This window comes from Chryseobacterium sp., from assembly GCF_029240215.1.
GTDB lineage: Bacteria > Bacteroidota > Bacteroidia > Flavobacteriales > Weeksellaceae > Chryseobacterium.
The window spans coordinates 137,542-151,504 of the sequence record NZ_JARBTK010000005.1; the positions used below are offsets into that span (position 1 = coordinate 137,542).

General features: G+C 33.0%; 14 protein-coding genes. 7 read left to right on the forward strand and 7 right to left on the reverse strand.

Annotation, left to right across the window (positions count from 1 at the left end):
* Window positions 1–196: 196 nt before the first annotated feature.
* Together K0R77_RS12380 and K0R77_RS12385 are read right to left on the reverse strand one after the other, a co-directional pair.
* Complete coding sequence (locus K0R77_RS12380) at window positions 197–1,861, reverse strand: GLPGLI family protein (protein ID WP_300352707.1); 1,665 nt, start codon at window positions 1,859–1,861, stop codon at window positions 197–199.
* A gap of 99 nt (window positions 1,862–1,960) precedes the next feature.
* On the reverse strand, window positions 1,961–3,109 hold the full coding sequence (locus K0R77_RS12385; protein WP_300352710.1) for a class I SAM-dependent methyltransferase: 1,149 nt from the start codon (window positions 3,107–3,109) through the stop codon (window positions 1,961–1,963).
* A 206-nt stretch (window positions 3,110–3,315) separates the two neighbouring features.
* Here K0R77_RS12385 and K0R77_RS12390 point away from each other — a divergent pair, with 206 nt between their 5' ends.
* Window positions 3,316–3,660 (forward strand): zinc ribbon domain-containing protein YjdM, encoded by a 345-nt coding sequence (locus tag K0R77_RS12390; protein WP_300352713.1) that lies wholly within the window; start codon window positions 3,316–3,318, stop codon window positions 3,658–3,660.
* Window positions 3,661–3,935: 275 nt separating this feature from the next.
* Here K0R77_RS12390 and K0R77_RS12395 read toward each other — a convergent pair whose 3' ends face one another.
* The gene (locus tag K0R77_RS12395) at window positions 3,936–4,868 is read right to left on the reverse strand and encodes a sulfate/molybdate ABC transporter ATP-binding protein (RefSeq protein ID WP_300352716.1); all 933 of its coding nucleotides are present in this window, start codon (window positions 4,866–4,868) and stop codon (window positions 3,936–3,938) included.
* A gap of 152 nt (window positions 4,869–5,020) precedes the next feature.
* Here K0R77_RS12395 and K0R77_RS12400 point away from each other — a divergent pair, with 152 nt between their 5' ends.
* The 4 genes from K0R77_RS12400 to K0R77_RS12415 all read left to right on the forward strand — a co-directional run bounded on the left by K0R77_RS12400 (window position 5,021) and on the right by K0R77_RS12415 (window position 9,392).
* Complete coding sequence (locus K0R77_RS12400) at window positions 5,021–5,677, forward strand: YceI family protein (protein WP_300352718.1); 657 nt, start codon at window positions 5,021–5,023, stop codon at window positions 5,675–5,677.
* Window positions 5,678–5,920: 243 nt separating this feature from the next.
* Window positions 5,921–6,931, forward strand: coding sequence for a phenylalanine--tRNA ligase subunit alpha (pheS, locus tag K0R77_RS12405; protein WP_300352721.1), 1,011 nt, complete (start codon window positions 5,921–5,923; stop codon window positions 6,929–6,931).
* Window positions 6,932–7,020: 89 nt separating this feature from the next.
* Window positions 7,021–8,751, forward strand: a complete 1,731-nt coding sequence (locus tag K0R77_RS12410; RefSeq protein WP_300352724.1) for an ATP-binding protein — start codon at window positions 7,021–7,023, stop codon at window positions 8,749–8,751.
* A complete protein-coding gene (locus K0R77_RS12415; protein WP_300352727.1) occupies window positions 8,748–9,392 on the forward strand; it encodes a response regulator transcription factor in 645 nt (214 codons plus the stop codon). The genes K0R77_RS12410 and K0R77_RS12415 overlap by 4 nt, the downstream gene beginning before the upstream one ends.
* A gap of 530 nt (window positions 9,393–9,922) precedes the next feature.
* Here K0R77_RS12415 and K0R77_RS12420 read toward each other — a convergent pair.
* The gene (locus K0R77_RS12420; protein ID WP_300352730.1) at window positions 9,923–10,693 is read right to left on the reverse strand and encodes a DUF3108 domain-containing protein; all 771 of its coding nucleotides are present in this window, start codon (window positions 10,691–10,693) and stop codon (window positions 9,923–9,925) included.
* Window positions 10,694–10,848: 155 nt separating this feature from the next.
* Here K0R77_RS12420 and K0R77_RS12425 point away from each other — a divergent pair, with 155 nt between their 5' ends.
* Together K0R77_RS12425 and K0R77_RS12430 are read left to right on the forward strand one after the other, a co-directional pair.
* Window positions 10,849–11,904 (forward strand): NAD(P)/FAD-dependent oxidoreductase, encoded by a 1,056-nt coding sequence (locus K0R77_RS12425; RefSeq protein ID WP_300352733.1) that lies wholly within the window; start codon window positions 10,849–10,851, stop codon window positions 11,902–11,904.
* A 75-nt stretch (window positions 11,905–11,979) separates the two neighbouring features.
* Window positions 11,980–12,309, forward strand: coding sequence for a ferredoxin (locus tag K0R77_RS12430; RefSeq protein ID WP_300352735.1), 330 nt, complete (start codon window positions 11,980–11,982; stop codon window positions 12,307–12,309).
* A gap of 71 nt (window positions 12,310–12,380) precedes the next feature.
* On the opposite strand, the gene K0R77_RS12435 is transcribed toward K0R77_RS12430, so the two are convergent.
* From K0R77_RS12435 to K0R77_RS12445, 3 genes are all read right to left on the reverse strand, one after another.
* Window positions 12,381–13,127 (reverse strand): DUF3578 domain-containing protein, encoded by a 747-nt coding sequence (locus K0R77_RS12435; protein WP_300352738.1) that lies wholly within the window; start codon window positions 13,125–13,127, stop codon window positions 12,381–12,383.
* Window positions 13,109–13,297: a DUF3578 domain-containing protein gene (locus tag K0R77_RS12440; protein WP_300352740.1), complete on the reverse strand. Its 189-nt coding sequence runs from the start codon at window positions 13,295–13,297 to the stop codon at window positions 13,109–13,111. Before K0R77_RS12440 ends, K0R77_RS12435 begins: the two co-directional genes overlap by 19 nt.
* A gap of 65 nt (window positions 13,298–13,362) precedes the next feature.
* Window positions 13,363–13,944, reverse strand: coding sequence for a TIGR00730 family Rossman fold protein (locus K0R77_RS12445; protein WP_300352743.1), 582 nt, complete (start codon window positions 13,942–13,944; stop codon window positions 13,363–13,365).
* Window positions 13,945–13,963: the final 19 nt, after the last annotated feature.

Below are 13,963 nucleotides of genomic sequence, written 5' to 3' on the forward strand. Positions count from 1 at the left end.
TTTACTACGTGTGTGGTTGATATTTTTCATGGTCTGATTTACCTGATGAATGAGCAAAAACAAAAAAAGTTTAAAAATATTGATGTATGATAATTAATAATTCAAATATTTTTCATTCCTTTGTTGCTCGAAATAATTTTTTTTCATCATTTGTGTTTTTACCTCCTTGTAATAATATTGCAAGGAGGTTTTGTTTTTATTCAGAACCCAGTAAAACACCGGAAACGTTCCATGCGCTGAAGCTCGTTCCTTCCGGTTTTCCCTGAGGAATTTTTACTTGAATGGTATGTTTTCCTGCTTTTAAATCTCCCAATTGTATATAATTCGGATTGGTTATCGTTCCCGGACACCAATTTGATCGACTGAGATCAGAAGACGAAAGTCCGTCAGGAAAATTTCCTGAAGCGGGATTATAAAGTCGGTAAGATCCGCAATCGGTTCTCCAGGGTGTAAAAGAGAATGTCATTTTTCCATCCAGATAAATAGAGTTTACCTTAGGAATAAACTCATCACCGTTTTCCCAGCCACCATGTCCGGTTGTGATATATCTTAACTGAGCATTTTTAAGGTTTTTTTCTAAATTAAATTCCACAAAAAGTCCTTTTTCATTATCAAACATCGTTGCATAATCCTGTCCCGCCATTTCCATAATATTCGTCGTATTAAAAAGTGAAATGACCTGATTGTTTTTGTTGACAATCTGATCACTTTTATGAATGGTAATGTCTAACCTTACTTTATGGCCACCCTTATCGTAATTTCCTATAAAAGTTCCGATCCAGATTTCTTTTTCCGAAAGAGAAGGTTTTAACTCGGTAATGTCTTGTCGAAACGGACTTACAGTTTGCCAGGTCTTATCTTTTAGTTCTAAATTATTAAACTTATTGATTCCGAAAGCTGTAAAAAATCTCATCAGCTCTATCGCCGGCTGATACTTTTCATTAGAGATAACTCCGAAATATTGTTTGCCGTTTCCGTTTTCAAAAAGGGGAAGTGTTTTTACGCCTTTTTCCAGTCCATCAAAAAATGATTGTGATTTGTTTTCCGGAATAAAAAATACCGTTCCGGTTCTGTCGTAAGCATCACCGTTGGATTGCTGTTTCAGTTCCACAAAAACATTTTCACCCTCAGAAATCTTCGGGAATTTGATTTTCTTTAAAATGATCGTTCCGTTGGCAAATCTTTTTATGTTTTCATCAGATTTTGACTGATCTGAGAAATTAATGATTTCGTTTTCAAAGACTTTTAAAGTGGTGAATCTGCTTTTCCAGAGTAAATCTTTATAACTCAAAAGATCTGTGGTTGTTATGGGCTTGTTGATGATGTTTTCGATGCCTGATTTTTTGATCTTTTTTAATGAAGTTGCAGTCGTTGCAGAATTTCCGTTTCGTTCGATTTCTAAGACCAAACCTAAATTTTGTCCGAGGCTCGAGGGTCCGCCTTTCAGTTTGAGATCATTTGTGTACCAAACTTCAATAGTGTTTGAATTTATTTTTGTGACTGCTTTTTTACAGTTGTAGCCTAAGATTTTTTTAGTTTCAGAAGTGAATTCAAAGCTTTGTTTACTCACCGATTCTGCATCAGAAGTTGATATGATTTCTCCGGGTTTTAAAAATCCGTAAGAAATGATCGTATTTGAAGGTTTTTCTATTTTACTGATTTCAAACGGATAATCGTTTTTTTGTTCTTTGGTTTTGGTATTTAAAATGTAATTTTCATTCTCATTCACCCAAACAATTACAGGATTTTGATTGGGCTGAGTTTTTCCGTTGTACGAACTTGTGTATTGAATTTCGTAGGTCTGCGCAAAGTTTAAAGCAAATGAAAAAATAAAAAAACTGATGAATAATGCTCTTATCATGATGTAATGATGGTTTTTACAAAGGTAAATGTTTGCATTAGTTTACTAAAAAAAACTACTCCAAAAATAGAGTAGTTTGTATGTTATATTTAAATAAATTTAAGCCAATCTTTCAATAAGAGCCATATAGAATCCGTCGTAGCCTTGACTTGGCATTATTTTTTCGTCTTTGATCAATTTGAAATCAGGGTTGTTTTTCAAAAATTCGGCAACCTGTTCGTTGTTTTCTGATGGAAGAATTGAGCATGTAGCATACACCATTTTTCCGCCTTTTTTAAGAATTTTAGAATAATTCCACTTGCTGTCAGGATTTCTTTTTAAAACTCCCAAACCTGAACATGGCGCATCAATCAAAAGTCTGTCGGCAGTTTCATGAAGACGTTTGATCACTTTGTTGTCAGAAATCATACGGGTTTCAATATTGTGAGCTCCGGCTCTTTTTGCACGGCGCTTCAATTCAGCCAATTTCCATTCGTAAATGTCTAAAGCAATAATCTGACCTTTGTTTCCCATCAATGCTGCTAAGTGAAGTGTTTTTCCACCTGCTCCTGCGCAAACGTCAACCACTCTCTGACCTTCTTTTACATCAAGAAAATATCCGATTTTTTGAGAAGTTGCATCTTGTACTTCAAACAATCCGTCTTTGAATGCACTGGTAAGAAAAACATTCTTTTTTTCTTCTAACTGCACTGCATCAGGATAATTTTTTACGGTGTAAGCCACTACGTTTTCAACCGCAAGATCTGCAATCAGTTCTTTTGCTGAGGTTTTCAACGAATTTGCTCTTAAAACTGTCGGAGCTTGCTCGTTCAAAGCCTTCATTTCTTTTTCCCAGATAGGGCCCAGTTCTTTTTCTAAAGTTTCAGCCAGCCATTCAGGAATTGAATATTCAATAGATTTTGTAGGAACTGTTCCTTTTTTCAGTTTTGTAGTAATGTCAGCGATTTTGATGCCTTCAAACTCTTCAAATCTTTTGTAGTTGGTTTTGCTATAAAGACAGTAAGCAACAATTAATTTATAGACATTATCAGGTTTTACACTTTCACCCATATAATATTCAAGGCGTCTTTTCCAACGGATGATGTTGTAGAAAATCTCAGAAACAACTGCTCTGTCCTGGCTTCCCCACTTTCTATGAGCTTTTAAAAGTCTTTCGATTACTTTATCGGCGTATTTATTTTTCTCAAAAAAAGTTTCTTGTAAAGCATCGTGAATTCCGATGGCCAAGTTTCTGTGTATTAATTCCATTGTTGCAGTATGCTGTTTGAACTTGCAAAAATACGAATTTAAGTTGAGAGTTAAGAGTTTATGCGTATGACTTATATTAATGTTGGTTTTTGAATTTAATTTCAAGATCACTAAGATTTAATCTGTTATAAAATGAATTTCTTTTTACTCAATTTCAATTTGAAACTTATAATTCAAAAAAATTATCTTTGCAAAAATTTAAAAATATGAGTGATGTAGTTATTTGCCCGAAGTGTAGTTCTGAGTTTACTTATGAACAGGATGATTTGATGGTTTGCTCTCAGTGCTTTTATGAATGGAATCCAAAAGAAACTGCTGCCGAAAATGATAATTCGGGGAAAATTTTTGACGCTAACGGAAATGAGTTACAGGATGGAGATTCTGTAGTTGTAGTGAAAGATCTTCCAGTAAAAGGTGCTCCGAAACCGGTGAAAGCAGGTACCAAAGTAAAGAATATCCGTCTAAGACCTGAAAGCGATCATAATATCGACTGTAAAATTGACGGCTTTGGTTCTATGGCACTGAAGTCTGAATTTGTAAAAAAGGCTTAAGAAATATTTCTTTTAAAAAAATAAAATGCGTTCCCATTCGGACGCATTTTTTTCATAAAAAAAGGAAAAGATTGGACAGTGTTATCTTCCAGAAACTTGATTGCAGGAGAAAAAATGCTAATTTCAGTCTCAATGGCGGAAGAAAATTGACCAAAAGTTTCCTTATGCTGTTGTAATAACAAATGTATTAAATAGCTTGATAATCAGAAAGATATTTAAATTAAATTTATCCACAAACTAACATTGAGAGTCTGAATAAAATGTTAATTTTTAAATTAAAAAGTAATTTTTAAACTTCCTTCCAATACTTTATCGGTATGAATGATGATCTCTTTACCTTTAGAAATGATCTTATTCCAATAATGATTTCCGGCAAATCTGCTTTCCGAAACTTCTGCATCAAAACCATGATCTGCAACTTTTATCTGATGTGGATAATAGGCAAAATTTGAAATTCCAAACTCAGATTTTTCGGTTTCTGAAAAAATATTGACCTCACCAAAAAGTTTAGCAACATATATATTATAAGGGGTTTTGTAAGTTTCTTCAGCATTGTCATTCTGTATCAATCTTCCATTTTCCAGAATCACGATCTGATCAAGCCACGGAATAATGTCCTGAAGTTCGTGCGTTGAAATAATCAGAGAAATGTTTTTATCTTTTACATATCGGAAAAGCTTTTCTCGAAGTTCAATTTTACGTGCAAAATCAAGATGACTGAAAGGTTCATCCAGTAAAAGTAATTTAGGTAAAACTGAAAGTGCTCTTGCAATGGCAACTCTCTGCTGTTGTCCGCCACTCAGGTTTTTTGGCAGTACATTTGCAAACTCCGATAGCCCAACGACATCCAAAAGCTCATTCACAGTCTCTTTTTTCTTTGCAAAATTAATATTTGAAATAAATTTCCCCACATTTTCGGCTACAGTTGCATATGGCATCAAGTCGAAATTCTGAGCAACAAATTTCATTTCGGCTTCTCCTGGAACAAGATTTCCTTTAGGGCCCATCAGTTTTTTACCTTCAAAAGTGATCTCGCCCTCTTCCCAATTCAGAAGTCCGTAGATAAGACTCAGTAAAGTAGATTTCCCGCAACCACTTTCTCCTGCTAATGCAATTGTTTTTCCTTCACCCAGTTTGAGATTGAAATTTTGGAACAAAGTTTTTTCTTTGGTATGCGAAAAATGTAAGTTGTTTATCTCTAATAGCATTATACAAAAATAGTGGTTTTACATTAGACTGGCATATTTTTAGTAATTTAGCATAACGTTAAAATTATTATAAAAAAATCGCATCATCAGAGAAATTTTATCCTGCTACAAGCAGATGCGATCTCTAAATCTTTAAAAAAATACCTTACAATATGAAAAGAAGATTATTTTCCCTTGCTATTCCTGTGCTTTTTGCAGCTGTATTAGTTTCGTGCCAGAAAGAAAAACCTGTAACGGGTGAGAGTAGTGATGTTACAACCACAAAAGACGGTAACAAATATGTGCTTGATACTTTAAACAGCAAGGTAGAATGGAAGGGTTATAAAGTTTTCAAATCTGAAAATACAAGTCATTTTGGAACGATAACTTTTGAAAGCGGAGATGTTACTGTAAAAGACGGGAAACTAGAAAGTGGAAAATTTGTTGCAGATATGAATTCTCTTACTTCTGTAGATTTAAAAGATGATGCAGATCAATTAGGAAAGCTAAACGGTCATCTGAAAAGCGGAGATTTCTTTGAAACAGAAAAATTCCCGACTGCTTCTTACGAAATCACAAAAGTAACTCCATCCGCAGAAGGTGATTATAATACACTTTTGGATGGAAATTTAACGATAAAAGGAATTACAAAACCTATTCAATTTAAAGCAAATGTTTCTGTAAACGAAGGAATGGTGAGCATTGCAACGGAACCTAAAGATATTATGAGAGAAGAGTTTGGAGTGAAATTTCAAAGTCCTGCTGAAAATGGAGTGATCAAAGATGAGGTGACTCTTCAGATTAATGTAAAAGCTTTAGAAAAAAAATAATTTAAAATGAATTCTTACGAAGGAACTTATGATTTTGGATATTCTTTGGCGCCATTTCTCATATGTGGATTATTGGTGGTGATAATTTATTTCCTCATTCGCTTTATAAGAAAAATGAAAAAGTGATTTTCACAAAAAATATTACAATCTGTCTGAAAAGGCAGATTTTTTTATGATAATTTCAAAACTTTTTTAATTGGAAAACCTTATTTTTGCAGATACATTTTTGAAAGGGTTAATATAATGACAGAAAAGATAGAAGAATTACTGATCGAAGTAAACAACTTCAGCGCAACATCCAAAGATGAAATTGAAAATTTCCGAATCAAGTATAATGGTAAAAAAGGAGTTTTAAATGATTTTTATGAAACATTAAAAACCATTCCCAACGATCAGAAAAAAGATTTCGGACAAAAGATCAATTCTTTGAAACAGGCTGTTGCAGCAAAACTGGAGGATTTTAAAAACTCTTCCGAGTCTTCTGTTGTTCTTGAAAAAGAAGATCTTACAAGACCTGCTTTTCCGTTAGATTTAGGATCAAGACATCCGATCAATTTAGTAAAAAACAGAATTATCGATATTTTTAAATCGATCGGTTTTGCTGTTGCAGACGGACCAGAGATTGAAGATGACTGGCATAATTTTACGGCACTTAATTTACCGGAATATCACCCGGCAAGAGATATGCAGGATACTTTTTTTATCGAGCAGAATCCTGATATTCTTTTAAGAACACATACTTCTTCGGTTCAGATCCGTTATATGGAAGAAAACCAGCCGCCGATCAGAATTTTGTCTCCGGGAAGAGTTTTCAGAAACGAAGCAGTTTCTTCTCGTTCGCACTGTATTTTCCATCAGATCGAAGGTTTGTATATTGATGAAAAGGTAAGTTTTGCAGATTTGAAACAGACGATTCAGTTTTTTACAACAGAGCTTTTCGGGAAGTCAAAAATCAGAATGAGACCTTCATATTTTCCTTTTACAGAGCCAAGTGCAGAGATTGATGTGTATTGGGGACTAAATTCTGAGACAGATTACAGAATTACAAAAGGAACAGGATGGCTTGAAATTATGGGTTGCGGAATGGTAGACCCCGCAGTTTTAAAAAACGTAAATATAGATTCTGAAAAATATTCCGGTTATGCTTTCGGAATGGGTATTGAGAGAATTACGATGCTTCTTTACCAAATGAGCGATATCAGGATGTTCTTCGAAAATGATAAAAGAACACTAGAACAATTTAAGACATTATAATCAATTTATAATTAAATAAATAGAATTCCTGTAAAATGATTTTTTACAGGAATTTTTTATTACTTTTATAAGAATAATTTACACAAAGAATGTTTAAAAAGACGTTGAATTTTAGGTTGAGAAAAATTGTTCTTTATTCTCTTATTTCATGTATTTTATTAATACAGATTACCATAGCAGGTTTTTTTTATAACGAGTTTGTCAGCCGGAGAAATTTAACTTTTATCGAAAACCAGTTAAAAGAACTTCGTCAACTTGAGAATCTTACAGATGCCTCGAAAAAAGAACTTGTGAATGCACAGGTTTTTTTTCAGAAATATGTAATCAGCAATGATGATGAATATTTAAAATCTTACTTTAATTCTATAAACAGACTTACAAAAAAATTAGACAGTATCAATCATTTCAGATATAAAAATCCGAAACTGAAAAATATTCTGATATCACTTAAAAAAGATACTTTAGAAGTGAAGAATTTAAAGCTTCTTGTTGATTCGACTTCTCAATTATCAACAAATTCAAATCTCAAAATCCGTGATCAGATGCCCAAACTCAAAAGATTTGAGTACGATTTTAACTTTGATAAATTTGAAGTACAGAAAAAGACTTACACAGATACTATAAAAAAGAAAGGATTATTCGGACGTTTGGGAGATGCAATCGCAGGAAAAGAAAACGTACGAAAAGACAGTATAGTTGTAACTGTGAAAAACGGTACAACACCCATGGCTACAAGGATGAAGACGGAATTAGACAGTGTGATGAATCTGGTTAATAATCATTATTCTAAGGAAGTTAAGAAGATACAATATAATATTATCAAAAAGCAAAATAATAGCAACACCAACAGTACCAATCTTTATACAACTTTTAATCATCTTTTGGTCTACAGTAATGAATTGATGAATGTTTATGAATTTGCCGTGAAAGATTCTAAAGCTGATCTTGAAAAAGAATATGCAGACCAAAATTCGGAAAGTAATACCATCAGGATGTATCTGGTTTTGGGACTAATGATTCTGATGTTCATCGTTTCTATATTGATCATGTATTTTACGAGAATAGCATTTATTTATGAAAGAAAACTGAATGCTGCGAACAGACAGATCAAAGAAAATTTAAATTTCAAAAACAGAATTCTTGGGATGTTGAGCCACGAACTGAGGTCACCATTGAAAATCATCGGAATTTTCATCAACAGAATTAATAAGAAAACTACTGATGAAAGCATTAAAGAATATTTAAAGTCAATAAGCTTTACCAATAATACTTTGTTGATGCAGGCGAATCAGATTCTTGAATATACCAAAAATCAGCATGTTGAAAATAAATTAATCCCTGTCGTTTTTAATCTTAGCAACGAGATTGATTCAATTTTAAACTCAATAGAACCTTATATTCAGACAAGAAATAACAAATTTATCATTCATAAAAACATCAATCCGAATCTTGTAGTGTATTCTGACAACACAAAAATCAATCAGCTTTTTATGAATATTCTTGGTAATGCTAATAAATTTACAGAAAACGGAGAGATTACCGTAAGAACTTCAGCAGAACCTGTTGATGAAAATACGGTTGCTTTGGTAACGAATATTACAGACTCAGGTGTTGGGATTTCAAAATCAGATCTAGAAAAAATATTTGAACCTTATTATCAGGGAGTTATTTCTGATGAGGTTGAAAATCTGGGTGCAGGTCTTGGTTTGAGCCTGTGTAAAGAACTTGTGGAACTATACTCAGGCAATATTTCGGTTGAAAGTGAGTTCAATGAAGGAACAACTGTTTCTTTTTCTCTTAATTTAAAGATCAATAAATGAATCATTTAGATAGCACTTCTGTCAACTTTCTTCTTGCGGATGATCACAGCCTCATAAGACAGGGAGTTGCATTTCTATTGGAAGATTTGTTTTTGGAGCATGTAGTTTTTCATGCTTCCAATCTACAGCAGACACTGGAAATAATAAAAATAAACCCCATTGATATTGCCATTATTGATGCTCATTTTCCTGATGGAAATAGTCTTAATATTCTGCCGGAAATAAAAAAAATACGTTCGGGAACGAAAATCCTTATTTTTACAGGAATTGATGAAAGTACGCATTCTCTTAAATTCATCAACGCCGGAGCAAACGGCTTTCTAAGTAAGTTGAGTGAAGAAGAAGAGATAAAAAGGGCTATTCTCAAAATAAAAGAAGAAGGAGAGTATATTTCTGCTGCAACCCAGGCTTTACTGATGAATTCTTTTAGAGATCAAAAACTTATTAATCCCCTGTCTGTTCTAGCAGAAAGAGAATTACAGATTGCAGAGCTGTATGCTAAAGGTTATGGAAACCTTGAAATTGCCAACCTTCTTGATCTTAAACAAAATACCGTAAGTACAATCAAAAAACGCATATTCGAAAAATTGAAAGTTGAAAATATTGTGGAACTGATTGAATTAGTTAAAGAACATCATTAAAGTTCCTATCTGAATTTTTTCTTAATTCAAATAATCATTTTAAATTTTGTAGATAAATATCTACAATCAATGCGACATTTATCTATATGATTTTAAGTAATCATATAGTGATATGTTAGTATTTTTGTCTCAAGATAAATGTTACTATTTAATCTTTCATAAACATAATGATATTTTGAAAAAAAATTAATATTGAAACTGTAGAATTTTAATTTGGGGAGGTAGAAACACAAATGAAAAATACAGAGTGCTGTTTTACAAGAGTTGAAAGGCTTTGTAAATCATACTCAAACCCTAAATGATTTAGAAGATTCTAAAAACACAACTGTTGTAATCCTTAGTATAGTCGCAGAGCTCTTATGCTCTGTGACAGATACAGGAGAAATTCAGATAGCTGAATTTTTTATTCAAATTTTCAATGATTGTCAAATAATAAACTTTACTATAATTAACCTTAATATTTTAAGAGCGGCTTCTGCAAAGAAGCCGCTCTGTTTTTTTATCAAGTTTTATTTAAATTATAATTGCAATTATTTTACAAATTTCAAAGGATATTTTACATTTTTATAATTATCAATACTTGCTTTTAAAGAGCCTACAGCCAATTCAGCTTTCAGCAACAGCGGAATATGGTTTGCATCATTTGATACCCACATTGTAACACCCTCTTTCTGTTTAAACACTCTTCCGCTTTTTACAGATGGAATAATTTTCAGAGCATTGATAGTTCCGAATTTTGTCTTTAAATTTTCAGTTCCTATTACTTTAAGCTGAAAAGGAAACATCTCATCATCAATCCACACATTCATATTAAAAACAGTACCGGTCTTCAGTTCTGCGGGAGTTTTACTTCTTAAAAAATAAAAGCATGAAAGCATATCCTGAACACCTTTTACAGATTTTATGGTTTTGGAACCATTTGCAGGTGTTTTTTTATCCGTTAAAACCAAAGTATTGTTGTCGTGATTGAAAACGGTCTGCAAATGTTGAGAATAGCTTCCTTCTTTTACGTTTCTTACATAGTAACTTGGCAGCTCTGTCTGCATATTGATGTAGCTTTCATATAAATCTTCCACTTTAAAAAAAGCTTTCACTGCACCGGTTGTCTGTCCTGTCCCTTTTACATATAAGTGAGGAACGCCTTTATAGTTGGTTTTCTTTGCTGTAAGGTTTGCCGATCCTGCGGTCAGAAAACCGTAGTGAATTCGGAGTGTTAAAGATTCTCCATCATTAATATTTGTGATCTGGCTTTTACCTGAAAAGAAAACAAATATCGCTGCTATATAAAATAATTTCTTCATAATTTAAATTTTTACAAAAACACTGCCAATTAAAATGCAGGTTTTAAAGGTAGGGAATTTGATAAATCTCAGTTTTTTATTTAAGTTCAATTAAATATGCTTCGCATTAAAATTAGTAAATTTGCAGCTACATACAATTAAATTATCTTTATATTATGATAACGACAGACATATTGATTATTGGGGCGGGACCAACGGGACTTTTTGCTGTATTTGAAGCAGGTTTGCTTAAAATGAAATGCCATATCATCGATGCTCTTCCTCAACCTGGAGGACAATTGGCAGAGTTGTATCCTAAGAAGCCTATTTTCGATATTCCTGGTTATCCGTCTGTAAATGCAGGTGAATTGGTAGATAATTTAATGGAACAGATTAAACAGTTTCAACCTGGTTTTACTTTAGGGGAAACTGCAGTTTCTTATACTAAAGTGGATGATGAATGGTTTGAAGTTGTCACCAACAAAGGAACGGTTCACAGATGTAAAGCGATTGCAATTGCAGGAGGATTGGGAACTTTTGAACCAAGAAAACCAACAATGGAGAATGTTGCTGATTATGAAGAAAAAGGTCTTGAATATTTCGTAAAAGAGCCGGAACATTTCAGAAACAAAAAAGTTGTAATTGCGGGAGGCGGAGATTCTGCACTTGACTGGAGCGTTTTCTTATCAAATGTTGCAAGTGAAGTGACATTAATTCACAGAAGAAATGAGTTCAGAGGAGCTTTGGATTCTGTAGAAAAAGTTCAGGATCTGAAAAATCAGGGGAAAATTAAATTAATTACTCCTGCAGAAGTTACTGCTATAAAAGGGGACGGAAAAGTGGAGGCAATCACAGTTCAGGTTGACGGTCAGGAAGCTTTTGATATTGAAACAGATTACTTTATTCCATTATTCGGGTTGACTCCTAAGTTGGGAGAAATTGCTCAGTGGGGACTGAATATTGAGAAAAATGCCATTGTTGTCAACAACGCTTTAGATTATCAGACCAATATCGAAGGAATCTATGCAATCGGTGATATTAACACCTATCCAGGGAAACTAAAGTTGATTCTGTGTGGCTTCCATGAGGCGACTTTAATGTGTCAAAGTGTTTATAACAGATTAAATCCGGGTAAAAAATACGTTTTAAAATATACCACAGTAAGTGGAGTAGACGGTTTCGACGGAAGCCGTAAGGAAGCTGAGAAAGCGGTTGTGAAGAAAATAGATTAATTTAGTTTTTGGATTTTGGTTGTCGGTTTACAGCAAATTTTTTCAAATTACCAACAACTAACAACATCAAGAAAAATGAGTGATATAAATATAAGAATTACTGACAGGGAAGGTTTAACCCACGATATCGTAGCTCCTACAGATATGTCAATGAACCTGATGGAAATTATCCGTTCGTACGAATTGGCAGAGGAAGGAACCATCGGAGTTTGCGGCGGAATGGCAATGTGCGCCTCATGTCAGGTTTACGTCATTAAAGATCCGGGACTTGAACCAATGGGCGATGAGGAAGATGCTATGCTTGGTGAAGCATTCCATGTAGAGCCAAACAGCAGATTGGGTTGTCAGCTTCACATTGCAGATGCGATGGAAGGTCTTGAGGTGGCGATTGCTCCTTATCCTTAGGAAATTTTTAGCTTTAAAATATAAACTCCCGAAAAAACAATTTTCGGGAGTTCTATTTTTTTATATTAATCTTATTCATTTTTTATTAATTGCTTTAGCTCTTCTAATTTACTTGGATCTTCAAGTCTGTGTATCATCCTGTGACAATTACTACATAAAGTGGCGAAGTCAGTAACTAAATCCATTTCAACTTCACCAGGATCTAAACTAGAAATTGGAATTAAATGGTGAACTTCCACAAATTCATGACCAAGATCTCCATATTTATTTGTAAAATCAAAATTACAAGCTTCACATACATATCCTTTTATCTTTTTTACTTTATTAGATATACTCTGATTTCTTTCAATTCTATAATGATATTTTAATTTTTTGTGCTCTAATACTTTATTAGACGAGATGTCATTAATTTCTTCATTATCATTATAAATTAATTCTTGATAAATACTTAAAAAATAATTTAAATCATTAATTAAAGTATCAGATTCAGGAATAGTTTTACTATCATAAAATTTAGCATATATATTACCATATTCATACAATTTTGCTGGTAGTTGGTTATTTGAAAGTTTTAAATCAATTTTTTTTAAATTAAAATCATTCTTAACAGTTATTTTTGCTCGATAATTTTCAGATCTAATTTGTAAAACGTCTTTTTTTCTTTTTTTGTATGTTTTAGAAATTTCAGTAACACCTTGATTTAAAGATAGATAGAAACCTGTCATATCTTCTCTGAAAAGAAAAACAGGATAATAGCCATTTTGTGCGGTAGTAGTTACTAACTTATCAAAAATAGCAATCAAGGAATATTTGCCCAATTACCACCGCCAACGGAAGATTTTATTTTATATTGATTTGAATTTAAAATATTGCTTTCAATGGATTTTAGAAAACCATCTTTAAATTTAATTGCGAAGTTTGTATTACCATAATTTTTCTTCTTTTCATTTAAGTAGTTTTCAATTGTTTCTGTAAAAATATATTTCATAGTTGAGTTTTTATTAAGGAAATGAATTGTAAAAGTCAAATACTTATTATTAAAAGATAAAGGATTTAAACATCCTCCTTAGAAATCCACTTCCCAACCGTCGGAGCTTTATAATTTCTCATTTTTTCTAAAACCCCATCAATAGTATCACTCACCAAAAGCATTTCCTGATTGATCTGTTTTAAAAATCCTTTGTCAACCATTATCTGAACCATTTTAATCAAATCATCATAAAATCCGTTGATATTCAGAATAGCAATAGGTTTTTTATGGAGTCCGAGCTGTGCCCAGGTAATCATTTCGAAAAATTCTTCCAAAGTTCCGTAACCGCCCGGAAGAACAATTACACCGTCGCAGAGGTCGTTCATCTTGGTTTTTCTTTCGTGCATGGTTTCTACGAGAATGAGTTCTGTAAGATCTTTATGTGCAATTTCTTTTGATTGTAAAAAGTGTGGAAGAACGCCGATCGCTTTTCCGCCTTCAGATAAAACCCCGTCTGCAACTGCACCCATCAATCCGACATTGGCACCTCCATAAACGAGTTGTATATTTTGTTTGGCTAAAGTCTGTCCGAGTAAAGTTGCCTGTTCTTTATAAATGTCTTCCGAGCCAAAACTCGATCCGCAGAATACGGTAATACTTTTCATTATTTTAATTTTTTGGTAT